Here is a 22,698-nt window from a genome sequence, read left to right as displayed (position 1 = left end):
ATAAGCATACTCCTGATTCCATAGCGCTGGAGCAGATGCCCATGTCGGCGCTGGGTGCGTTGCTGCGCACAAACAGCACGGCCCGCATGCAGCGGGCCGTTCAGGGGGAACAAAGCCAGCGTGGCCTCAACGCTCGCGCCGCACCCGCAGCAGCTCGTCCAGGATCAGGCAGGCCGCACCCACCGTGATGGCCGAGTCCGCCAGGTTGAACGACGGGAAGTACCAGCCCGCGTAGTGGAACTGCAAGAAGTCCACCACATAGCCGTGCATGAGCCGGTCCACCACGTTGCCCACTGCGCCACCCAGAATGCTGGACAGCGCAAAGCTGAACAGCTTCTGGCCCGGGTGCGCGCGCAGCTGCCACACGATGAAGATCGTGGCCGCCACGCCGATGCCGGTGAACAGCCAGCGCTGCCAGCCGCCCGCGTCCGACAAGAACGAGAACGCTGCGCCTGTGTTGTGCGCGCGCACGATGTTGAAGAAGCTGGTGATGAACGTGGAGTCGCCCAGCTGGTAGTGGTTGAGGATCAGCGTCTTGGTGATCTGGTCGGCGCCCATCAGCAACACCGCCCATGCCAGCCATGGCCACATGCCCGCGCCGGTGCGTCCGGCCTGTGCTGTGCGCGCCATCACGCGTGCGCCCGGCTTTCGCCGTCGCCGTGGAGGTTGCTGGTGCAGCGGCCGCAGATGGTGGGATGGGCGGCATCGCTGCCCACATCACTGCGGTAGTGCCAGCAGCGCTCGCACTTCGCGTCGGAGCTGGGCTTGACGCTGATCTGCAAAGCGCTACCAGCTACTAATTCAATAGCGGAGGTGATGAAGACGAACTTGAGGTCATCGCCCAGGCTGGCCAGCAGTGCGTGGTCCTCCGGCGCAGCCGTGAGGGTGACGGTGGCCTGCAGCGACGAGCCGACCTGACCGGCGGCGCGCAGCGCTTCGATCTCCTTGTTGACTGCATCGCGGATCTCGCGGATGCGCGCCCACTTGGCCAACAGGCCTTCGTCGGCACCGGCACCCACGCCCGCCACGTTGCCATAGGTCTCCAGGAAGATGGAGTCGGAGTTGCCAAACACCTTCCACGCCTCTTCGGCCGTGAACGACAGGAACGGCGCCATCCAGCGCAGCATGGCGTGCGTGATGTTGTAGAGCGCGGTCTGGGCACTGCGGCGGGCCAGGCTCTTGGGCGCCGTGGTGTACAGGCGGTCCTTGAGCACGTCGAGGTAAAAGCCGCCCAGGTCTTCCGAGCAGTACAGCTGCAGCTTGGCCACCACGGGGTGGAATTCGTAGACCTTGTAGTGCGCCAGCACCTCGGCCTGGAACTCGGATGCGCGGGTGAGGGCGTAACGGTCGATCTCCAGCATCTGGTCGAACGGCACGGCATCCTTGGCCTGGTCGAAATCGCTCACGTTGGCCAGCAGGAAGCGCAGTGTGTTGCGGATGCGGCGGTAGGCGTCCACCACGCGGGCCAGGATCTTCTCGTCGCCCGCGATGTCGCCGGAGTAGTCGCTGGCGGCCACCCACAGACGGATGATCTCGGCGCCCAGCTTCTTGTTGATTTCCTGCGGGTCGATGCCGTTGCCCAGCGACTTGCTCATCTTGCGGCCCTGGCTGTCCACGGTGAAGCCATGGGTCAGCAGGCCGCGATAGGGCGCGCGGCCTTCCAGCGCGGAGGCCAGCAGCAGCGAGCTATGGAACCAGCCGCGGTGCTGGTCATGGCCTTCGAGGTACAGGTCGGCCTCAGGGCCGGTGTCGTGGTGCACCTCGGGGTGCGTGCCGCGCAGCACATGGCTGAAGGTGGAGCCGGAGTCAAACCACACCTCCAGGATGTCGGTGCTCTTGGTGTAGTGCGGCGCGTCTTCGGCGCCCAGGATTTCCTCGGTCGTCACGCGGCTCCAGGCCTCGATGCCGCCCTTTTCAACGATGTCAGCCGCCTGGTCCATGATTTCCATGGTGCGCGGGTGCAGCTCGCCCGAATCCTTGTGCAGGAAGAACGGGATGGGAACGCCCCAGCTGCGCTGGCGCGAGATGCACCAGTCGGGCCGCCCGGCGATCATGTCGTGCAGGCGGGCCTTGCCGTTCTCGGGGTAGAAACTGGTGTGCTCGATGGCATCCAGCGCGATCTGGCGCAGCGTCTTGGCGGGCTTCATGCCGGGCTGGGTGAACACGCCTTCGCCCTCGTCCATGCGCACGAACCACTGTGCGGCGGCGCGGTAGATCACCGGCGTCTTGTGGCGCCAGCAGTGCGGGTAGCTGTGTGTGATGTCCTTGGTGGTCATCAGGCGGCCTGCGTTGCGCAAGGCTTCGATGATCACGGGCACGGCCTTCCAGATGTGCTGGCCGCCAAACAGCGGGAAGTCGGCCGCGTAGGTGCCGTTGCCCTGCACGGGGTTCAGGATGTCGTCGAGCGCCATGCCATGCGCGCGGCAGGAGTTGAAGTCTTCCAGACCGTAGGCGGGCGAGGAGTGCACGATACCCGTGCCGTCGTCGGCCGTGGCGTAGTCGGCCAGGTACACGGGCGACAGGCGCTTGTAACCCTGGGTTCCGTCCTCGCTGGCCACGTCGTACAGCGGGTGTTCGAATTCCAGGCCGCCCAGGTTCTTGCCCAGGGTGGAGGCCAGCACGCTGCCGGTGAGGCCATAGCGCTCCAGGCACGAGGCCACCAGCGGCTCGGCCACGAGCAGGATGCGCTCGCCCGTGTCCACCAGCGCGTAGCTGATCTCGGGGTTGAGGTTCAGCGCCTGGTTGGCAGGGATGGTCCAGGCAGTGGTGGTCCAGATGACCACAAACGCATCCTTGACCAATGCGGGCAGGCCAAAGGCGGCTGCCAGCTTGGCGGGGTCGTGCGACTTGAAGGCCACGTCCAGCGTGGTGCTCTTCTTGTCCTGGTATTCGATCTCGAACTCGGCCAGCGAAGAGCCGCAGTCAAAACACCAGTACACGGGCTTGAGGCCCCGGTACACAAAGCCGCGCTCCATCACGCGCTTGAAGGCGCGGATCTCGCCCGCTTCGTTCGCGGGGTTCATGGTCTTGTAGGGGTTGTCCCATTCGCCCAGCACGCCCAGGCGCTTGAAGTCCACCATCTGCTGCGCGATCTGCTCGGTGGCAAACGCGCGGCTCTTGGCCTGCATGTCATCGCGGCTCAGGTTGCGGCCGTGTTTCTTCTCGATGGCGTTCTCGATCGGCAGACCGTGGCAGTCCCAGCCAGGCACGTACAGCGCGTCAAAGCCTTCGAGCTGGCGCGCTTTGGTGATCATGTCCTTGAGGATCTTGTTGACCGCGTGGCCCATGTGGATCTGGCCGTTGGCGTAGGGCGGGCCGTCGTGCAGGATGAACTTGGGGGCTCCCCGGCGGGCGTCGCGCAGGCGCTTGTAGACGCCCTGGTCTTCCCAGTCCTTCACCCAGCCCGGCTCGCGCTTGGGCAGGTCGCCGCGCATGGGGAAGGGGGTGTCGGGCAGGTTCAGCGTGCTGCGGTAGTCCGTGGCGGTGGATGCGGGGGTACTGGCGTTGTCGGACATGAAGGAGCCTTAAAACGGGGCATTCCGGGGCAGGCCCGGAGCAATGCGGGGGAACAGGGGGCGAAACGCGGGAGGTGTAGTGCCTGCAGGGCAGGCGCTGCGCAGGCAGCCCCCTAAATTCGGTCGCGCGTGGTTTGGCGCCGGGTCTCGGTGTGGTTGGGAGCGGCGTGGGCCGATGCAAAGTAGACGCGCGCATCCGCACAGTCGTTCGCGATACCCGTCGTCAGGGCGTCCAGACTGTCGTACTTCAGTTCGTCGTGCAGTTTGTGCAGTAGTTCCACACGCACGATTTTACCGTACGCCCCTTCGGCACCCAGTTCGGCAGGCCAGTGCAGGCAATGTGTTTCCAGCAGCACGCGGCCGCCGTTCACGTCATTGGGGTCCAGGGAGGGGCGCACGCCCAGGTTGGCCACACCCGGCAAGGGCTCGCCAGCGAGACCATGCACCAGTACGGCAAAGATGCCGCTGGCGGCGGGTTTCCAGTGCGCAAACCGCAGGTTGAGGGTGCGAAAACCGTCGCCCGCGCCTTCCGCCGTGGCGCCCAGTTCGCGCCCCAGCTTGCGGCCATGCACCACATGGCCGCTGATGGTGTAGGGCCTCCCCAGCAGGCGTGCCGCAGCCTCCGTGTCGCCCGCCGCGAGGGCTTGGCGCACGGCGGAACTGGACACGCGCAGGCCGTGCACCTCGTAGCTGTTCATGCGCGCTACGTCGAAGCCCTTGGCTTGCCCGGCCGCGTCCAGCATGGCGTAGTCGCCCGCTCGCTGGCGGCCAAAGCGGAAATCGTCGCCCACCAGCACGTACCGGGCCCCCAGGCCACGCACCAGCACCTCGTCGATGAAAGCGTCGGGCGACTGGGCGGCCAGCCGCGCGTCAAACGGCAGCACTACGGTCTGCTGCACACCGCAGCGGGCCAGTTCGGTGAGCTTGTCGCGCAGGGTGCCGATGCGTGCGGGTGCCAGCTCGGGCTTTTGGTGGGCGCCCGCGAAGTAGTCGCGGGGGTGGGGCTCGAACGTCAGCACGCAGCTTTCCACGCCCCTGTGTGCAGCCTCGCTGTTCAGCAAGGCCAGCATGGCCTGGTGGCCCCGGTGCACACCATCGAAATTGCCAATGGTCAGCGCACAGGCATTGGCAATGCCAGGGTGGTGGAATCCGCGAAAGATCTTCATCGGTTTGTTATCTTTTTGATAGCGGTCTGTGCAAGCGCAATAAGCGCAGGACGCCAATTTGTCATGAAAACGGAGTATATTGTGACCCACGGCTGGCCCCGCGCAGGGCTGCCCGCGAGACATCTGCGTTCCGATCCTTGTGTACTTTGTGTTCCAGGAGGCGTGTTTTGAAGGTCTTGAAGCTGTCAGCCCAAGGGCTGCCCCAATCGTGGATTTCGCTGGAGCAGGCGGTCATTCATTACGCCGCCGGGGAAGTGCGCTGGGAGTCTGGTGCCCAGATTGCCCGGTTCCGGGGCGGGCACAACGCCATCTCGGGTGAGCAATCGGTGATCGCCATCAACAGCATCATCGGCACCAAGGGCGTGCCCAGCATCAATCCGTTCGAGCTCAAGCCCAGCCTGACCAACAGCAAGCTCTTTGCCCGCGACCGCAATGTGTGTGCCTACTGCGGCGGGCACTTTCACGAAGAAGACCTGACGCGCGAACACATCGTGCCCTTCGCCCGCAACGGCCAGGACCACTGGATGAACGTGGTCACGGCCTGCCGCCCCTGCAACCACCGCAAGGGCCCGCGCACCCCGGAGCAGGCGCACATGCCGCTGCTGTACGCGCCCTATGTGCCGAGCCTGTGGGAGGACTTCATTCTGCGCAATCGGCGCATCCTGGCCGATCAGATGGAATTCCTCATGGCCCATGTGCCCAAGTCGTCGCGCCTGCTCGCTTGAGATGAGAAGCCTTGCTCCAGCGCAAACGATGCGCTGGTGGCGCTAAGCGTCAGGCTTGTTTGTAGGCTGTTACGACAAACCCGGGAACCGGTTGGCGATTTTCTTCGCGCAAAACGGTGTCCTGGATCTCCACAGTCGCAAAGCCGGTGGACTGGCAAAGAGACTCCACGTGGCTTCGCTTGTGTGCATACCGGCCCGTCGGCTGCAGGACCAAATCAGGTCCCTGTTCAGGAGCTGTTTCAAACGAGAAGACCATCATGCCGCCTGGCGTCAGGACACGGTGCGCGTTGGGGATCGATTGCGTCACGTCGCCCGCATAGATAAAAACGTCCAACGCTGTAATCACCTGATAGAGCGCATCGGGCGTTTCGCGCAGGGCGTCATGCAAATTCACCGTATGGAAGCGGTCGTAGACGTTGTGCCGCGCGGCTTGCTCAATCATTTTCATCGATGGGTCTACGCCCACCAGTGCGCCGTCCAGGCGGCCCAAGCACACCCCCAGCAGCCCCGTTCCACAGCCAAGATCCAGGACATTGATTTTTTTGTCAGGATGTTGCGCCAGGATCTTGTCGCCGACTTGTTTGGGCAACTGGTACTTGAGACCACGCACAACGTGCAAATCGTAAAACTCAGCCATATTGTCAAAGATAGAACGCGTTAGTTCAGGGGGCTGTTCCCCTGGCGTTGCACCGTTTGCAAGCTGTCCGTAGTACTGGTACACCGCGTCGTCCGGTGCCAAGCTCAGCAAAGCCGTTGTATTTTCCTTGGCGTCGGTTGGCTTCCCGGCTGCGATACACGCCTGGACACGGCCGACCAGCGACTGCGAATCCTGCGGTTGTTCCTGCACCAGGCTGTCCCATATCGCAAGGGACTCCTCGTGCTTGCCTTGTTCACTCAGGTCGCGTGCCAGCAGGCGCCGTAGCGCGATATCGCCGGGCACCAGCTCAAGGCCTCGTTGCAAGTGGCGGACAGCCATCTCCAGATGACCGGCACGATGCGCGATATCGATCACACCTGCTAGCACCTGCAGGTTTTTGGGTTCAAGTGCGGCTACTTTTTCGGCGGTTTCTATCGCTTCTGGAAATTGATTCTGGCGCGCCAGCAGCAATGCCAGTTCCAGCAGTCCCGGCCCCCAGTCAGGCGCCAGGGACACTGACTTGCGCAGCGCATCAAATGCGCCTTGAACGTTGCCCGCCTTTTCAGCCAGCAGACCGCCGAGCATGAAAACCCGAGGATCTTGAGGCCATTGTGCGTTGGCCTTGTTGAGTGTGAGCGCGGCGTTCTTGAGATCGCCTTGTGCAATCTGCTCGCGGGCCTGGGTCAGGTGCTGAAGGTTGGGGTCGGTCGCTGTGGCGCTCATGGGTGCTGGAACTTTGAAAATAGACCGCAGGGCGGTCTGCCGGACGTGGAAGGGTCGGCGTCAACAAGAAATGCGAGGGGTGATTATCCAGGATTCAGCCGGTGAAGCTTTCTGGCTGCTTGGTGAAGGTGAACCTTATCTCCCGCTTGGACTGATGCGCTGCGAGGCCAGTGTCAACGTGAAGCAAGCGCCCAAGCCCTCGCTGGATTGAACGGTGATGTCGCCCCCGTGCAAGCGTGCAATGCGGCGAGCAACCCATAGTCCAAGGCCAAACCCCTTGCTTTGGTCCGTGCGGTCGCCTCGCTCAAACTGTTCAAAGATGCGGTTCATCACGTCCAGCGACATTCCCGAGCCTTCGTCGGCCACAGAGATTTCAAGCAGCCCTGTCTCACCTTTTTGCGCCGCAATGAATATTTCTCCAGCGGTCGCATACTTCACGGCGTTGTCCACCAAGTTGGACAGGGCAATGTGCACCAGGGTTGCGTCGCAGACCCATTCCAGGGGCGCAGAGTCGGTAAAAAGCTGCAAGCGGTGGCGAGGCGACCAGTGCACCAGTTGAGCGGCGTGGTGAAGCAAGTCGATGACTTTGACCGGAGAGGCCTGCAGCGCGAGGCCGCTGTGGTCGAGTCGCTCATTGATCAGGCAGCTGTCGACCAATGCGGCCAGGCGCCTGCTGGCCCTGCGTATTTGCACGGCCCGATCGACCTGGGGCTGCAGCTCGGCGGAGGGAAAGCTCTGCTGCTCTGCCGCAGCGCTATCGATCACCGTCAATGGGGTTCGGAACTCATGGCTGATCATGTGGAAGAACTGCCGTTGTTCATCTCGCAAGGCGCGCTCGCTTTCAAGCGATGTTGCAAGCGCGACTTGGGCCGCAGATAGCTCCGTAGTCCGCTGCAGGATGCGTTCCTCCAGCGACTGCTCGGACAGCGCCAGCCGTTCTATGGCCTGGTCCTTGGCACGCTGGGCTTTTCGATACCGGGTCACCATCCCCACGAACACCGCACTGGCCAGCAGGGCGGTGAACACGATGGCCTCAAGTTGCCAGATCAATGTCGCATCGACGTTCCATTGAATCTGACCCGTCATGAGAATGGCGATCGGCACACCGCACACGCAGTGCAGACCGTATGCCAGGAGCAAAAGCACATGCGGACCGAGGCGGTCTCGCCGCTGTAAGGCCAGCCAGCACAGTGATATTCCTACGATGTCGCTGGCCAGCAGAGAGATCAGATTGACCCACGCCACATCAGGGTAGAAACCCAAAGGCCCACTGAATGCTCCCAGCACATTCACAGCGATGAGGAATGTCAGAAATCTGTCGGTCCACCGGTAGGGCGTATTGCGTGTCAGTTGCTCCTTGATCTGCCACGCCAGCGCTGCGGGTAGCAGAAAGGCTCCTATGCTCACCGCGTTGCTGTCCCAGAAGCTGAAGTCCGGTGGGGTCCAGAGACTTGAGTAGCCCCGCACGTTGAACACGTGAATGGCGCTGGCAGTCACCAAGACCGCGAGCGAGAAGAGCGCACGCGTCCGGAAAATGATGGTGGCAGCCCAGATGCCGACCAAAAGAGCGGACATGGCGCCGAAATAAAGCCCCATGAGCCGTTCAGCGGATGCTAGGGTGGTTGCAAGGGCATGGGTGTCAAGAATGTCCGCTTGGAACTGCGTCGCGCTGGTTGTATGAATCCGGATGAGAGCTTCCCGGCCGGGTGTCAAACGAAACAGATGTTGCCTAACTCCAGGTTTGCGATCCGTGGGCACCAGATCCCCACTCTCCTGTATACGCCACGCACCATCGCTGCCCTTCTGGTACAGGGTCACAAAGTCGAGATAGGTCGGCTGTGCCAGCAGCCAGAGATCTCCCGGTTCATGTTCAGAGGGTAGGGCTGGCACCTTGAGGCGCAGCCATACTGTGTGACGCAGATACCCAGCGCTCAAAGGCGCTTGAAGGTTGGCTTTAGCTCCTTCTGCCGGAGTGGTGCTGATCGCCTCAGGTCCCAGGTTCCCGCTGGGATCATCCAGTCTGTCCATGGGGACATCCCAACCCAGCTGCCAACTGGTTGGCGTTTGTAGCGCTTGTGCTGGTGTGCATGCCAAACCCCATAGCAGAGCGAAGAGCCAAATCGCGGTCAAGGGGAGGTACGTTGTTCTGGAAGGCTTTCGGCGCATCGTTTCTGTGAGTGCTTGAGAGTTCTTGTGCATGGCTGGCGGCGTGATGCGCTGACACAATGTTACGCAACCCACTTCTTGATCTGCTCCCATATTTCTCATGTCTGCCGAACCGATCATTGCTGTTGTCGAAGACGACGAGGACATCCGCAGCAATGTGTGCCGATTCCTCGCGCGCTCTGGCTTTCAGTCTTGGGGCGCGGAGTCCGCAGAGGACTTCTACGTTCGTCTGCTGCAGTCGCGCGTGGATTTGGTGATCATCGACATCGGGTTGCCAGGAGAAGACGGACTCAGCTTGCTCACCCGGTTGGCTTCTCAGGGCGTCCCCACGGTACTCATGACTGCCCGTGCCGATCTCGACAGTCGGATCAGGGGTCTCGATGCCGGTGCATTGCAGTATTTTGTGAAGCCTGTGGACATGCAGGAACTCGTGGCTGGCATCCGTTCCCAGTTACGCAGCAAGCGCTTGCAAGGGGAGATCGACGCGTCGGTTGCTGTGCCCTGGCAACTCGACGCTGCGAACGCGGCCTTGCGCGCGCCCAATCAAATGTTGGTGCCTCTCACCACCCGTGAACTTGAACTCCTGACTTGTCTTTTCAAGACAAAGGGCGTGGTTGTCAGCAAGCAGATCTTGATGCAGGCCGTGGGTGGAAGAGGGTTGGAGGACGACTTCCACCGTATCGAGTCGGCGCTCAACCGGTTGCGCCGCAAAACCCTGGAAATCACTGGCACGCCCTTGCCGGTGCGTGCAGTGTTCGGCAAGGGGCTCGTCTTCGTGACATAGCCCTGCCCAAGGGCTTCGGCTGCTGTACTGGCGCAGCACCGCCCACCCATCCCATCAGATACCGAATCTCTTTCGATGGCTTGAATGCCAACGAGGGGAGAGGCTTGTCTGCACGCCAGTCGTTGGATGCGAATTTTTCGTGTGAGTCAGCCCGCAGCTATCCGTGGAGCTTTGCGGTTTACCAAGAGGGGAAAGTGTTGAAAACGATCGATAACTGGATGGCACTGCGGACCGTAGTTCTGCGCTGCCTGCGTGGAGTGTTCGCGCTCTTTATTGGGGCGCTGTGTTTTGCATCCACCGCACAGGCGGGGGTGGTTAACGGCAATTTCGAAAGTGGAGATTTCACGGGCTGGACGGTGACCAACTACCGCAACAACGGTATTGCTACATTCCCTCCCACCCAGAAAAGCCATCTGAATTTGCAGCCCCCGGTCACAGCCCCGGTGACGCAGGTGGTGAGTACGGCATCCGGTACGCCAGCGAGCGCGCCGGACGCACCAGGACAAGCCCTCGCCATCCCGTTTCAGGGCTCATACAGCGCACGGATCAACGCACGGGGCAACAACAACCGTGCCAGCGGAATCCAGCAGTCCGCCCAGATGTTGCTTGCCGATGTGGATCCTGTGGATGGCAAAGTGCACTTGCGCATGGCTGTCGCGCCGGTGATCCAGGACGGCGGCCACAGCCCTGAGCAGCAAGCCTATTTCTACGTCGAAGTGCGTAACGTCACCAAGGGCACGCGCCTGTTCTACACATTCAACTTTGCAGCGCAGCCGGGTGTGCCATGGCAGACCTTGGGCGGCTACCAGTACACCGGCTGGCAGGCGATTGACGTGGCTCCTGGGAACGGACTTTTGGATGTCGGTGATACCGTCGAAGTCGAGGTCATCGCCGCAGGTTGCAGCCAAGGCGGTCACTCGGGGGAGGTCTACGTAGATTCGATCGGCCCCTTCTTTGCCGGCCTCTTGGTCTCAGCCACTGGGCCCACGACCGCCCAGCCAAGCGACAACGTGGCCTACACCTACACCTACAGCAACAACAGCGGGGTGATGGTTTTCAACAGCAAAGTCAGTGCGCAAAGCCCGCAAGTGCGAAACGCTGCCAACACGGCCACCGTCGATGCGGTGTTCCAGTCGGTGGCAGCGCCTGCTGGCGCGACTTGTACGACACCGGCGGTGGGGTCGGCGGGCACAGTGACCGGCGACTTTGGCTCATTGGTGGATCCCCAGAGCGGAACTTTTGAGATCGTATGGGGTGTGCCCGCCGGTGCGAGCACCAGCAGTCCGACCAACTCGCTCAACCATGGCACCTACTCCATGTCAGCCACAGGGGCCAGTACGGTGCTGGGCCCGTTGGTGCAGACCCGCGTTGTCAGTGGTGCAACGTTGACAGACTTGACGGTCAGTGTGAGCGATGGTGTATCGGCCACCGCTGCGGGCAGCGCCTCCACTTACACCGTCGTTGTGAATAACAACGGTCCGGCTCACGTGATTGGAGCGGCATTGACGCAGCCGACTGTGTCTGGCCTCACAGTGGGCAACTGGACCTGCAGCGGCACAGCGGGCGGATCGTGTCAGGGTGGGGCGCCGTCGGCGGGTACTCTGCCTGGTGGCGGTGTGCTGCTGGACATTCCGGTCGGAGGGAGTGTCACGCTAACGTTCGGTGCGACCGTGACTGGGCCGACTTCGGCATCCACGGTCTTCAACATTGCGACCCCTGCGGGTGTCACCGACAACAACACTGCCAACAACACTGCTGGCGACACCAACTCGGTAGCAGCCACGCTGCACAACCTGAGCCTCACCAAGTCGGGTGCGGGCAGTGGCACGGTGGTCAGTGTGCCTGCCGGCATGAACTGCGGTGCCTCATGCACGCTCCCAGTAGCAGACGGTGGCCAGGCCATACTCACCGCCACTGCGGCATCGGGCAGCATTTTCACCGGCTGGTCGGGTGCATGTACGGGCACCGCCAACCCATGTACCGTGCCCGCCATGACTGCGGACGTCGCTGTAGTCTCCAATTTCGCGCTGTCCGCTACCGTCACGATGACGTCTGGAACCGGGGGAACTGTGGCTCCCGCTAGCTCGCGCACTGTGCCAGTGGGAGGGACTGTGACCTACACGCTCACCCCCAACGCAGGCAACGTCGCCAGCGCCAGTGGATCCTGCATTGGCGTGCTGACCGGCAACACCTACACCGTCAACCCAGTGACCGCCGATTGCAATGTGGCTTTCAGCTTTGCACCGCTGACCGTGACGGCAACTGCTGGGACGAATGGCACTGTCACCCCCCTGGGGGTGACCAATGTCGCAGCCCCCGGTAACACCGTGGTCTACACAGTAACGCCCGACCCTGGTTTTGTGGCACGCGTCGCTGCCGGTGGTAGCGCTTGCGGCGGCACCCTCGTCGGCACCACCTACACGACAAACCCTGTCAATGCGTCTTGTACGGTGGGCGTGACTTTTGTGGCGCTGGCCGTTCCAGCGTCCATTCCAACCTTGTCTGAATGGGGGCTGTTGATACTGTCAGCATTGATGGCTGCGCTCTTCATTTACTTCCATCGCCGACAGGCGCGTTGAACCTGTCAGAAGGGATGAATCCCGGGGTTGGCGTGTTCCGTCGTGCACAGCCAGCCCCTTTTTACTGGAGATTTCCGATGAGACAGATCGCGCATATCGCACGCTTGTCCTGCCTTGTTGGCCTGGGCGTGTGGATGGGTGTTGCAGTTACCAACTGCGCAAATGCGCAGCAGATGCCGGCGCGAAAGTCGGGGCTCTGGGAGGTCATCGTTCGCAGTGGCGGCAACCCGACAGCCAGCGAACAGAAGGTCCTGCAATGCACTGATCGCCAAGCGGAGCCAATCATGTTGCTTGCGATCGTGCCTGGTCAGGAACACTGCCACAACGTGACGGCGAAGAAAAATGCACTGGGCAGTGAGGTTCGCACCGTTTGCTACGTGCACGACAACCGCGTGGATGCCACGGTGCAGCTGTCTGGCGACCTTCAAACCGCCTACCGTGGCGTCTTTGAGGTCACTTATTCCAAACCTGTGCGTTTCGCTCCAGGGCGTACCGAGTTCGAGGGCCGCTGGTTGGGTGCATGTGGCGCAACGCAGCGGGCAGGGGACATGGTGCTGCCCAATGGAGCGACTGTGAACGTCGTGGAAGACCGCAAGCGCGCGGAAAGCCACGGACATGCAGGGCACTCGCACTGACGAGCCTGTGCCCTCAAATTAATGCGTCGCCTTGAAGCGGGCTACGGAATATCGGCCAACTACTGGCTGACTTCCAGCATGACGACGTGGCCTTGCGCGGCAGGCCATGTTTGCCCCACGACGCGCTCGCCATTGAATTCGGCGGCAATACTGCGCACGCCCCCCGCGGGCTTGACCTTGGCAGATGCGACGCCGGCACCAGCGGGCACGCCCGCAGGCACTGCACCATCCAGCAGCATCTTGTCGCGCGCCGGGTCCAGGTAGCCGCGCGGGCGGGTCAAGGTCACAACGCTCTCGGCGCCCTTGTCGGCATCGGCCATGCGTTCTGCGCGCAGATGGATGAGGTCACTACTGCGCGGAAAGCCGCTGCGGTAGATGTGGGTGGTGGCATATCCAGGCGCGGTGATTACGAACTCGATGGGTGCGCCGGGTGCAACCACCAACGGACCCCATTGGCCATCTGCACCCACTGTCTTTCGCAGCAGCGGGTTGCCCGTGCGAGCACCAGTGGCGGAGTCAGTGGCGTACACCTCCAGCTGGGCACCCGCCAGGGGCAGGTTGTTGCTGAAGTTGCCGGTCTTGGGGTCGGCAGAGTCCACCCCCAGGCCCGTGACTTTGCCGTTGATCACTACGGATTTCTCCGCGGCGATCTCGGTGCGTGCGGGGGCCTTGCCGGTGATGAAGCGGTAGGTGGCTTCAAACGCAGCGGGGGAGTACGAAGTCTCGCGGTGGTCGATGCGCGGAATCACCACGTTGGTGGCACCCTTGAGTTCGGGGCCGGTGGCGGTCACGTTGGTGGGCGTGCCTTTCTGGCCGATCCACAGTCCGTCGGGCTGGGCGAACTTGTCGTTGTTGTCCGAGCGGATGGTCAGCCATTTCACCGGACCGCTCACTTCGTCGCCCGCAGCGTTCTTGGGGGCATTCAGCGCTTTGAGGAAGGGGCCTGTGCCCGAGAACTCGTTGCCTTCTCGGAACCCCGGGATCGCCCACACGCCGTGGTTGGGGGTGCCGCCGAGGATCGCGTGGCTCACCGTCTTGTCGCCGCCCCCGTTGTAGATGTAGTTGCGGATGGCATTGCCGCCGCGCGAGTTGCCGACCAGCACGACCTGGCGGGCGCCTGTGGCTTTGAGCACCTTGTCCACTTCGGCCTTGAGGTAGGCCATGTGCTCGGCGGCCGAGGTGCGGCCCGGCTGGGGCTTGGCGTCCTCATCGCGCGACAGGGGGTAAGGCACGTCGATGGCGTGCAGTCGCTCGCGGGGCCAGCCGTTGGACTCGAACCGCCAGACGGTGGTCTGCCACAGCGCGGCGGTGTCGCCGTTGCCATGCACAAAGACGATGGGCGGTGCTTCTGCCAGGCTGGGGTTCTGGGTGGCGCAGCCTGCCAGCGCCAGGCCGGCAGCCGCAGCGGCTGCCAGCAAGAGGGATCGGCGTGGCAACAGGAATGCGTGATTCATGGGGGAGTCTCCAAAAAGAAAAAATGCCCGTGGACTGGGGAATCCACGAGCATCGTTTGCGGGTGTTACGCGCCTGCGTCAGTTCACATCAGGCAAACACGCCCGCCGTGTCTTGCATGCGGGCGGACACTTCGCCCAAATGGTGCAGCGTGTCGCCAAAAGTCACTTCCAGCTGCGTGAGCTTCTTGAAGTAGTGGCTCACGATGTATTCGTCCGTCACGCCGATGCCACCGTGCAGTTGCACGGCCTGCTGGCCCACAAAGCGCATCGACTGGCCCAACTGCACCTTCGCGCGGGCCATGGCAGCGCGGCGTTCTTCCGCAGGAGCGCCGAGCTTGAGGCTGGCGTAGTAGCTCATCGAGCGGGCCAGCTCCAGCTGCATCTTCATGTCCGCCACGCGGTGGCGCAGCGCCTGGAAGCTGGAAATGAACACGCCGAATTGCTTGCGCTGGTTCATGTATTCGACGGTGATGGCTACAGTCTTGTCCATCACGCCCACTGCTTCGGCGCAGGCGGCGGCAATGCCGGTGTCCACGGCCAGTTCCAGCGCGGCCAGGCCGTCGGTGGTGATGAGCGTGGCGGGGGCGTTGGCCAGCTGCACCTCGGCGGCGCGGCTGCCGTCTTGCGTGACGTAGCCCTGCGTGGTCACGCCGCTGGCCGTGCGCTCGACCAGGAAGAGGGCGATCTTGCCGTCGAGTTGCGCAGGCACGATGAAGGCGTCGGCCTTGTCGCCAGTGGGTACTACGCTTTTGATAGCTGTAATCGCATATCCTGATTGCGCTTTGGCCGCTTTTGCATCGCAAACGTCCAGGCGGTAGCGCGCTTTGCGCTCCTGCTGGGCCAGCACCACCAGGGCTTCGCCGCTGGCCACGCGGGGCAGCCAGGCGCCTTGTACGTCGGCCGGTGCGTAGTGCGACAGCACACTGCTGGCGATGAAGGCTTGCGCAATCGGCTCCAGCACAATGCCGCGGCCCAGTTCTTCGGCCACGACCATCGCATCGATGGCGCCCTGGCCCATGCCGTCGTGCGCTTCGGGCACGGTGAGGGCGGTCAGGCCCAGCTCGGCCAGTTCGCCCCAGGCGGCGCGGTCAAAACCACCGGCGGCCACGGCAGCGCGGCGGCGCTCAAACGTGTAGCCCTTGTCCACCCACTTGCGCACGGCGTCGCGCAGTTGCTCCTGGTCGTCAGAAAAATCGAAATCCATGTTCTTGTCTCCTTAGCCCAGAACCGTCTGCGCGACGATGTTGCGTTGAACTTCATTGCTGCCACCGTAGATGGTGGTTTTGCGCAGGTTGAAGTAGGTGGACGCCAGCGGCGCGTTGGCGGTGACGCCGCCGGGGAAGTTGCCCTGCCAGCCCGCTTCCATGGCCTCTTCGATGAAGGGCATGGCAAAGGGGCCTGCGGCCAGCATCATCAGCTCGGCATAGCGCTGCTGGATCTCGCTGCCCTTGATCTTGAGCAGGCCCGCGATGTCCAGCGAGTTCTTGCCCGACTTCTCGGCCGACAGTACGCGCAGCACCAGCATTTCCAGCGCCACGATGTCGACTTCGAGCAGGGCGATCTGGTCGCGGAAGCGCAGGTCGTCCCACACGCCTTCGGTCTTGGCGATGCGCTTGAGGCGCTCCAGCTCGCGCTTGCTGCGGTTCACGTCGGCGATGTTGGTGCGCTCGTGGCTCAGCAGGTGCTTGGCGTAGGTCCAGCCCTTGTTCTCTTCGCCGATCAGGTTCTCGGCGGGCACTTCGACGTTGTCGAAGAACACTTCGTTCACCTCGCACTCGCCGTCCAGCAGCTTGATGGGGCGCACGGTAACGCCCTTGGACTTCATGTCCAGCAGCAGGAAGGAGATGCCGGTCTGGGGCTTGCCCTCGGTGCTGGTGCGCACCAGGTTGAACATCCAGTCGCCATGCTGGCCCAGGGTGGTCCAGGTCTTCTGGCCGTTGACGATGTACTTGTCGCCCACCCGCTCTGCGCGGGTCTTGACGCTGGCCAGGTCCGAGCCCGAACCAGGTTCGCTGTAGCCCTGGCTCCACCAGACTTCGCCGCTGGCGATGCCGGGCAAAAAGCGCTTTTGCTGCTCGGCGTTGCCAAACGCCATGATCACCGGGGCCACCATCACGGGGCCGAAGGGGATGATGCGGGGCGCACCGGCCAGCGCACACTCTTCTTCAAACAGGTGCTTTTGCACGGCCGTCCAGCCCGGGCCGCCAAACTCTTTGGGCCAGCCAAAGCCCAGCCAGCCTTTTTTTCCCAGAATCTTGGCCCAGCCCTGCATGTCCTCGCGGGTCAGGCGCAAGGCGTTGTGGACCTTGTGAGAGATTTCTTTGGGCAGATTGGCGTGAACCCAAGCGCGAATCTCTTCGCGAAAGGCCTGCTCTTCGGGGGTGAATGCGAGATCCATGCGGTGCGTCTCCTAGTGATACTGCATTTGTAGCACGGTCGTTCGTTTTATTCCTGTCCGGGTGGCGACATTGGACTGAACTCAGGGGAAATGCCCAGCTCGGCGCACAGGCGCTGCACAGTGTTGCGCAGGCTTGCCACTTCGGCCTCCAGGGCGTCCACGCGGGCCTGCAGCGCAGGCGATGGGCTGGCGCTCGCACTGCCTGCGGGCGCATGGCTGGCGGTGGTGTCCACCGGCCCGCACATCAAATGCGCCCAGCGTTGCTCGCGCGCGCCGGGAGCGCGGGGCAGCTGCACGACCAGCGGGCCACCCTTTTCGGCACTGCGCTCCTGCAGCTCGTCCAGAAAGGCTTCGACCGACGAAATGTCCGCAAACCGGTACCAGCGCTCAGCGTTGATGCGCAGCTCACCCGCCGTCTGTGGGCCGCGCAGCATGAGCAGGCCCAGCAGCACGGCCGACTGCTCGGGCACGCCCACGCCGCGCTGAAAGTTGTGTTCCCAGCGTGTGGTGCGGTTGCCGCTGCTCTCAAATGCCAGCGTCAGCAGTTTGAGCGAATCCAGCGCCTCCTGCGCCTCTGCATCACTCAGGTTCATCACCGGGTCGCGGCTGGTTTTCTGGTTGCAGCCGGTGACCAGGCCGTTGAGCGACATGGGGTAGCTGTCGGGCACGGTGCGCGCCTTTTCCATCAGAGTGGCGAGCACGCGGGCTTCGTTGGGTGTCAGGGGACGGGTGGTGGGGTCGAAGGGCATGAGGAGGCTGTCGGGCTTGGGGTTGGCGCTGCGTTGTGCGACAGAGTATGCAGGCTAGGCGCCCAGCGCAAGCTGCACTGGCTGTGCAGCGAGCATGGGCAACGCCGCTTGCGTGCTATGTCGCACAACCCTTCGGGCCGCCGCCTGGGTCCGCCATGCTGCGTTGCGGGTTCGTTGTGTGGCTGGGCCACACGGCCTCACCCGCGCCTTGCTTGGCACCCCCAGGCGGTGGCGCAGGGCCAACCCCATGCTCGACAGCCTCCTAGATAATCCGTGGCAATTTATGAAGAACATCGTCATTCTGATCTCTGGCGGCGGCTCCAACATGGCCACCATCGTCCGGACTGCGCAGCAGGAGCGCTGGGAGCAGCGCTACGGCGCCCGCGTGGCGGCCGTCATCAGCAACAAGCCGGAGGCCGCCGGGCTGGTGTTTGCGCGCGAGCAGGGCATCGCCGCCGAGGCGCTGGACCACAAGGCGTTTGCCAGCCGCGAGGCTTTTGATGCCGAGCTGGCGGCCACCATCGACCGCCACCATCCTGCCCTGGTGGTGCTGGCGGGGTTCATGCGCATCCTGACGCCAGGGTTTGTGGCGCACTACGCCGGGCGGCTCATCAATATCCACCCTTCGCTGTTGCCGGCCTTTACCGGGCTGCACACGCACCAGCGCGCCATCGACGCGGGGTGCAAGTTTGCGGGCGTGACGGTGCACCAGGTGACGGCCGAGTTGGATGTGGGCCCCATCCTGGACCAGGCCGTGGTGCCGGTGCTGCCGGGCGACACCGCCGAGACGCTGGCCGCCCGGGTGCTGACCCAGGAGCATGTGATCTACCCCCGCGCCGTGCGGGCGCTGGTGCGCTCCCTGTAGGGGGTGAGGTCGGGGCGAGGCAGGGCCGTGCGCGTGGGGTGCCCACCGCTCCCACGCTGGCAGGGAATTTGCTACTGAATTTATAGCAACCAAGGCATGATGCACTAGCGCATCTGGCCGATTTGGATCAGATTTCGTGTCCCAGGGCCCATCCACCAGCCCCCGGGGCCGGTTTCTGGCTCGCACAGCTCGTCAACTGACGGGCGAATCGCACTGTGCGGCCAGAAATCAGGGGTGCCCGGAGGGCGCCGCCGGGTCGTTCACACCTTGTCAGGCCACGGCGCTCAGACTGCTGGTATTCGACGCCGTGCGCCAGTCGCTGGCGGCGCGTTCGTACTGCTGCCGCGCAAAGTCGGCCAGCCGCGCCAGGTCGTTGCGGCCGGCGGACTCGGTGCTGGTGGTGGACTGCACCTGGCTGGTCAGTTGGTCGATGAACGCCTTCGACTCGCTGGCGCTGATGCTGGCATCGCCGTCAGTGTCGATGGCGTTGAACAGCGCGGTGATGGCGTCCTGCTCGGCTGTGCTGGTTCCGCCCGCCAGGCGCTCGGCGGCGGAGACCTTGCCATCCTCGTTGGTGTCCAGGGGGTCGTAGCTGGTCGCCGAGCTGCTGTCGGATGCGGCGCCAGCGCCACCTGCGCCCCTCGGACCACCCGGAGGCGGTGGCATGCCGCCCATGGCCTGCATGCCATCGGCACCCGCGCCGGGGCCTGAGGGGCGACCCGCATCGAACTCGGCCTGCGTCAGGCTGCCATCACCATCGGTATCCAGCTGGCTGAACACGTCGTCGCTGCTCACGCCGGTCTGGCTGGCGGTGCCGCCGGACATGGCCTCCAGCAGGGCCTGCAGCTCGGTCTTGCTCACGGCGCCATCGCCGTCGCTGTCCACTTTGCCAAACAGGTCGTCGCCCGCCTGGCCGGTGGCGCTGGTGGCCGAACTGCTGCCTTCGCCACCGCGCGACTGGGCAAATGCCATGGTGGAGGGGGGCGGTGGCAGCGCGCTTTGCAGAGTCTTGCCCAGCTCGTCGGCGTTCAGGCTGCCGTCGCCGTTGGCGTCGTATTGCTTCACCAGGTCGGCCGCGCTGGTCTGGCTGCTGACGCCGGTTTTCTTCGCCACGTTGTCCAGCAGGCCCTGCAATTCGGTGTCGCTCACGCCGCCGCTACCGTCGGTATCGATCTTGGACGGCAGCCGCTCCGGCGAAGGCCCCGGGCGCGATGCCCGCTGCACGCTCGCACTGGACCAGGCACTGCTGACGCTACTGATGGTCGTCATTGTTGTTCCTTTCGTTCCAAAGGTGGACCGGTGCCGGGCCCTCCACTGCGGAAGCCCTCAGCCATGGCCCGATCCCATTCTTGGGTGCGCGTGTCTCCAGGGTTTGTCCGCTTTGTACCAAGGCCGATACAAAGGGCAGATGCAAGGCATGAACAGGGGGGCAAAGGCCCGCCAGATTGCCCCGAGCAGGGTGCGCAGCCTCCCTAAACTTGGTGCGTTCTTTTGTGCCTGTGCCTGCCCATGCAACACATCCTGGTGGTGGACGACGATGTCGAGATCACCACACTCCTCACCGACTACCTGACCCGCTTTGGCTATGCCGCCCACGCGGCCTGTGACGCGCAGACGATGCGCGCCCAGATGGCCGCCCAGCCCATCGGCCTGGTGGTGCTGGATGTGATGCTGCCCGGCACCGACGGGATCACGCTGGCAAGGGAGCTGCGTGAGCGCTCGCGGGTGCCCATCATCATGCTCACCGCGCGCGCCAACCCGTATGACTGCGTGCTGGGGCTGGAGATGGGCGCGGACGATTACATGGGCAAACCCTTCGAGCCGCGTGAGCTGGTAGCCCGCATCCAGACCGTGCTGCGCCGCACGCGCGGCGCCGAGGCACCTGTGCGGCAAGGGCCTGATGAAGTGGTGCGGTTTGATGGCTGGACGCTGCACAGCCTGGAGCGGCATCTGGTGTCGCCCGGGGGCATGGTGGTGCCCTTGTCGAATGCCGAGTTCCGTTTGCTGTGCACCTTTTTGCGCATGCCGCGCCGCGTTTTCAGCCGCGACCAGCTCATGGAGCAGGCCCGCGGCCGGGCCATGGATGCATTCGAGCGCAGCATCGACCTGCTGGTGTCACGCCTGCGCAGCAAGCTTGCGGACGACCCGCGGTCGCCTTCCATGATCCGCACCGTGCGCGGTGCCGGGTATCTGTTCAACGTGCAGTCGCTGCAAGGGCAGGTAGGGTGGCCCCACTGACGCCCACGCAATCGCAGCTGCGCGCTGCAGTCCAGCGCTGCACGCCTGACACCCTGTTTGGCCGGCTCGCTCTGCTGCTCATCGCCGCCGTCATCGTGAGCCATGTGCTGGCGCTGACGCTGATGTTCGAGCTGCGCCCTGCCCATCCAGGCCGCCCGCCTGGCCCGCCGCCGCACGCATTGGCGGCCGATGGGCGCCCACTGCCGCCGCCGGGGCCCGCACCGGGCTTGTGGAACGCACCACCGTCGCTGCAGCTGGGCCTGTTGCTGGACATCAGTGTGCGCCTGGCCGCATTGGTGGCTGCAGCTTGGTGGGCTGCGCGCTGGCTGTCGCGCCCCATGCGCCGGCTGGCCACGGCCGCACAGGAGCTGGGGCGTGACATCCACCGCACCCCGTTGCCCGAGGACGGCACGCTGGAATGCCGCGACGCCAGCCGTGTGTTCAACCAGATGCAGGCGCGCATCCGCCAGCAACTGGCCGAGCGCGACCGCTTTGTGGCGGCCGTGTCGCACGATTTGCGCACGCCCCTGACGCGGCTGCGGCTGCGCACCGAAAGCCTGGGCGACGCCCAGGCGCAGCAGCTGTTCCGGCGCGACATTGCCGAAATGGACGCCATGATTGCCTCCACGCTGGATTACCTGCGCGGCGTGGCGGGTGAGGAGGCTTGGGTGCATCTGGATGTGCAGGCCCTGGTGGACAGCATGGCGGACGACCAGGTGGCGATGGGCCACGCCGTCACCGTGGCGGGGCAGGCTGCCCCCTTGCGCGTGCAGGCCGTGGCACTGCGGCGTTGCCTGGACAACCTGGTGGGCAATGCCGTGCGCTACGGCGGCAGCGCCGAGGTCACGCTGCACGATGTGGCAGACGCCCTGACCATCGAGGTGCGCGACCACGGCCCGGGCCTGTCGCCCGAGGAGTTGGACCGGGTCTTGGAGCCCTTCTACCGTGTGGAGGCATCGCGCAATCGCCAGAGCGGCGGGGTGGGGCTGGGGCTCACCATCGCCAGCGACATCGTGCGGCGCCACGGTGGCCAACTGGCCCTTCGCAATGCACCGGGCGGTGGGCTGGTGGTGGCCGCGGTGTTTCCGCGCGCTGTCGCCGGATATCAGTAGGGCTCAGGCGGCGGGAGCTTCGCCCTCCCATTTTTCAAACCGGGGGCGCAGCACGCCATCGATGAGCACTTGCTCCTCAAACATGGCGGCCGGCCGCACCCACAGGCCGCGCTGGCCATACAGCGCGCGGTACAGCGTCATGGGCTCCAGCGTCTCGCTGTGGCGCACGGTGTCGATCACTTCATAGAGCATGCCCTTGTAGTGGCGGTACAGGCCGGGTGGCGTGTGGATGAGTTCGGGCAGGTCGTCGTCGGTCATGGTGTTGCGGTGGCGTGAATGGTTAGGATGGCGGCTGAAAAAAATCAACCAGAGTGAGGGACGCCCGTGGATCAGGCAGATTTTGTGCACATGGTGCGCATGAGCGAGCATGCCAGCGCCGAGAACAGTCGCGCATACCGCCGCAGTGTGGCTGCGTTTGCCGCCCTGGGTTATGCATGGGTGCTGGGGTGTATGGCACTGGCCGTGGGTATTTTGCTGTGGGTGGTGCCCCAGTTGCTGCAGGGGCGCTTTCGTTTCGCGATGCTGTGGGCCCTGCTGGGTGCCGGAGGTCTGCTGTGGGTGAGCCTGCGTGCGCTGTGGGTGCGGTTTGATGAGCCCCAGGGCGTGGAGATCACAGCGCTGGATGCCCCCGACCTGTTTGAAGCGCTTGCGCGCATCCGCCGCAAGATCAAGGGCCCCCCCATCCACAAGGTCACGCTGACCGACGAGTTCAATGCCAGCATCCAGCAACTGCCGCGTTTTGGGCTGCTGGGCGGCGCCGTCAATCACCTGAGCATTGGCCTGCCCCTGTTGATGGCGCTCGACCGGCCGCGATTCCTGGCGGTGCTGGCGCACGAGTACGGCCACCTGCGGGGCGACCATGGCCGCTTTGCGGCCTGGATCTACCGCACGCGCCTGTCGTGGATGCGCCTGAACCACAGCCTGGCCGACGATGAAGGCCCGGTCGCTGCCG

The 22,698-nt window shown here is 64.0% G+C and carries 19 protein-coding genes; 8 read left to right on the top strand and 11 right to left on the bottom strand.

Annotated elements, in window-relative coordinates; genetic code table 11:
• Positions 1-126 precede the first annotated feature (126 nt).
• The 3 genes from lspA to DBR23_RS09935 form a co-directional block, all read right to left on the bottom strand.
• Complete coding sequence (gene lspA, locus DBR23_RS09945) at positions 127-630, bottom strand: signal peptidase II (protein WP_108498127.1); 504 nt, start codon at positions 628-630, stop codon at positions 127-129.
• Complete coding sequence (ileS, locus tag DBR23_RS09940) at positions 630-3,515, bottom strand: isoleucine--tRNA ligase (RefSeq protein ID WP_108498126.1); 2,886 nt, start codon at positions 3,513-3,515, stop codon at positions 630-632. The genes lspA and ileS overlap by 1 nt, the downstream gene beginning before the upstream one ends.
• A 113-nt stretch (positions 3,516-3,628) precedes the next feature.
• On the bottom strand, positions 3,629-4,681 hold the full coding sequence (locus DBR23_RS09935; protein WP_108498125.1) for a bifunctional riboflavin kinase/FAD synthetase: 1,053 nt from the start codon (positions 4,679-4,681) through the stop codon (positions 3,629-3,631).
• Positions 4,682-4,848: 167 nt separating this feature from the next.
• Between DBR23_RS09935 and DBR23_RS09930 the strand changes: the two genes are divergently transcribed.
• Positions 4,849-5,406 carry an HNH endonuclease gene (locus DBR23_RS09930; RefSeq protein ID WP_055401504.1) on the top strand — a complete coding sequence of 186 codons (558 nt, stop codon included), beginning with the start codon at positions 4,849-4,851 and terminating at the stop codon, positions 5,404-5,406.
• Positions 5,407-5,455: 49 nt separating this feature from the next.
• Here DBR23_RS09930 and DBR23_RS09925 read toward each other — a convergent pair whose 3' ends face one another.
• Entirely contained in the window at positions 5,456-6,766 is a 1,311-nt protein-coding gene (locus DBR23_RS09925; RefSeq protein WP_108498124.1) for a tetratricopeptide repeat protein, read from the bottom strand.
• A gap of 135 nt (positions 6,767-6,901) precedes the next feature.
• Positions 6,902-8,794 carry a sensor histidine kinase gene (locus DBR23_RS09920; RefSeq protein ID WP_158276445.1) on the bottom strand — a complete coding sequence of 631 codons (1,893 nt, stop codon included), beginning with the start codon at positions 8,792-8,794 and terminating at the stop codon, positions 6,902-6,904.
• A 238-nt stretch (positions 8,795-9,032) separates the two neighbouring features.
• On the opposite strand from DBR23_RS09920, the gene DBR23_RS09915 reads away from it, so the two are divergent.
• From DBR23_RS09915 to DBR23_RS09900, 3 genes are all read left to right on the top strand, one after another.
• On the top strand, positions 9,033-9,716 hold the full coding sequence (locus tag DBR23_RS09915; protein WP_108498133.1) for a response regulator transcription factor: 684 nt from the start codon (positions 9,033-9,035) through the stop codon (positions 9,714-9,716).
• 197 nt (positions 9,717-9,913) lie between these two features.
• Positions 9,914-12,295 carry an IPTL-CTERM sorting domain-containing protein gene (locus DBR23_RS29265; RefSeq protein ID WP_146191300.1) on the top strand — a complete coding sequence of 794 codons (2,382 nt, stop codon included), beginning with the start codon at positions 9,914-9,916 and terminating at the stop codon, positions 12,293-12,295.
• A 77-nt stretch (positions 12,296-12,372) separates the two neighbouring features.
• Entirely contained in the window at positions 12,373-12,930 is a 558-nt protein-coding gene (locus DBR23_RS09900) for a DUF3617 family protein (RefSeq protein WP_108498121.1), read from the top strand.
• 59 nt (positions 12,931-12,989) lie between these two features.
• On the opposite strand, the gene DBR23_RS09895 is transcribed toward DBR23_RS09900, so the two are convergent.
• The 4 genes from DBR23_RS09895 to DBR23_RS09880 form a co-directional block, all read right to left on the bottom strand.
• Positions 12,990-14,384, bottom strand: coding sequence for an alpha/beta fold hydrolase (locus tag DBR23_RS09895; RefSeq protein ID WP_199227679.1), 1,395 nt, complete (start codon positions 14,382-14,384; stop codon positions 12,990-12,992).
• Between the two features lie 88 nt (positions 14,385-14,472).
• Complete coding sequence (locus tag DBR23_RS09890) at positions 14,473-15,588, bottom strand: acyl-CoA dehydrogenase family protein (RefSeq protein ID WP_108498120.1); 1,116 nt, start codon at positions 15,586-15,588, stop codon at positions 14,473-14,475.
• 12 nt (positions 15,589-15,600) lie between these two features.
• Positions 15,601-16,782 carry an acyl-CoA dehydrogenase family protein gene (locus DBR23_RS09885; protein ID WP_056061013.1) on the bottom strand — a complete coding sequence of 394 codons (1,182 nt, stop codon included), beginning with the start codon at positions 16,780-16,782 and terminating at the stop codon, positions 15,601-15,603.
• A gap of 47 nt (positions 16,783-16,829) precedes the next feature.
• Complete coding sequence (locus DBR23_RS09880; protein ID WP_108498119.1) at positions 16,830-17,531, bottom strand: YceH family protein; 702 nt, start codon at positions 17,529-17,531, stop codon at positions 16,830-16,832.
• A 283-nt stretch (positions 17,532-17,814) separates the two neighbouring features.
• On the opposite strand from DBR23_RS09880, the gene purN reads away from it, so the two are divergent.
• A complete protein-coding gene (gene purN / locus DBR23_RS09875; RefSeq protein WP_108498118.1) occupies positions 17,815-18,396 on the top strand; it encodes a phosphoribosylglycinamide formyltransferase in 582 nt (193 codons plus the stop codon).
• A 270-nt stretch (positions 18,397-18,666) separates the two neighbouring features.
• Here purN and xopAW read toward each other — a convergent pair whose 3' ends face one another.
• On the bottom strand, positions 18,667-19,665 hold the full coding sequence (xopAW, locus tag DBR23_RS09870; protein WP_108498117.1) for a XopAW family type III secretion system calcium-binding effector: 999 nt from the start codon (positions 19,663-19,665) through the stop codon (positions 18,667-18,669).
• Between the two features lie 240 nt (positions 19,666-19,905).
• On the opposite strand from xopAW, the gene DBR23_RS09865 reads away from it, so the two are divergent.
• Together DBR23_RS09865 and DBR23_RS09860 are read left to right on the top strand one after the other, a co-directional pair.
• Positions 19,906-20,634, top strand: a complete 729-nt coding sequence (locus DBR23_RS09865) for a response regulator (protein WP_056061026.1) — start codon at positions 19,906-19,908, stop codon at positions 20,632-20,634.
• Entirely contained in the window at positions 20,622-21,746 is a 1,125-nt protein-coding gene (locus tag DBR23_RS09860) for an ATP-binding protein (protein WP_233250374.1), read from the top strand. The genes DBR23_RS09865 and DBR23_RS09860 overlap by 13 nt, the downstream gene beginning before the upstream one ends.
• Positions 21,747-21,749: 3 nt before the next feature.
• Here DBR23_RS09860 and DBR23_RS09855 read toward each other — a convergent pair whose 3' ends face one another.
• Positions 21,750-22,004 (bottom strand): DUF1653 domain-containing protein, encoded by a 255-nt coding sequence (locus tag DBR23_RS09855; protein WP_056061032.1) that lies wholly within the window; start codon positions 22,002-22,004, stop codon positions 21,750-21,752.
• A gap of 66 nt (positions 22,005-22,070) precedes the next feature.
• Here DBR23_RS09855 and DBR23_RS30465 point away from each other — a divergent pair.
• The coding region (locus DBR23_RS30465; RefSeq protein WP_233250373.1) for a M48 family metallopeptidase at positions 22,071-22,698 on the top strand (628 nt) is incomplete at its 3' end.

Source organism: Acidovorax sp. HMWF018, from assembly GCF_003061035.1.
GTDB classification, from domain to species: Bacteria; Pseudomonadota; Gammaproteobacteria; order Burkholderiales; family Burkholderiaceae_C; genus Acidovorax; species Acidovorax delafieldii.
The sequence above is the reverse complement of the archived record's forward strand: the minus strand, read 5'-3'. Positions and strand labels throughout refer to the sequence as shown.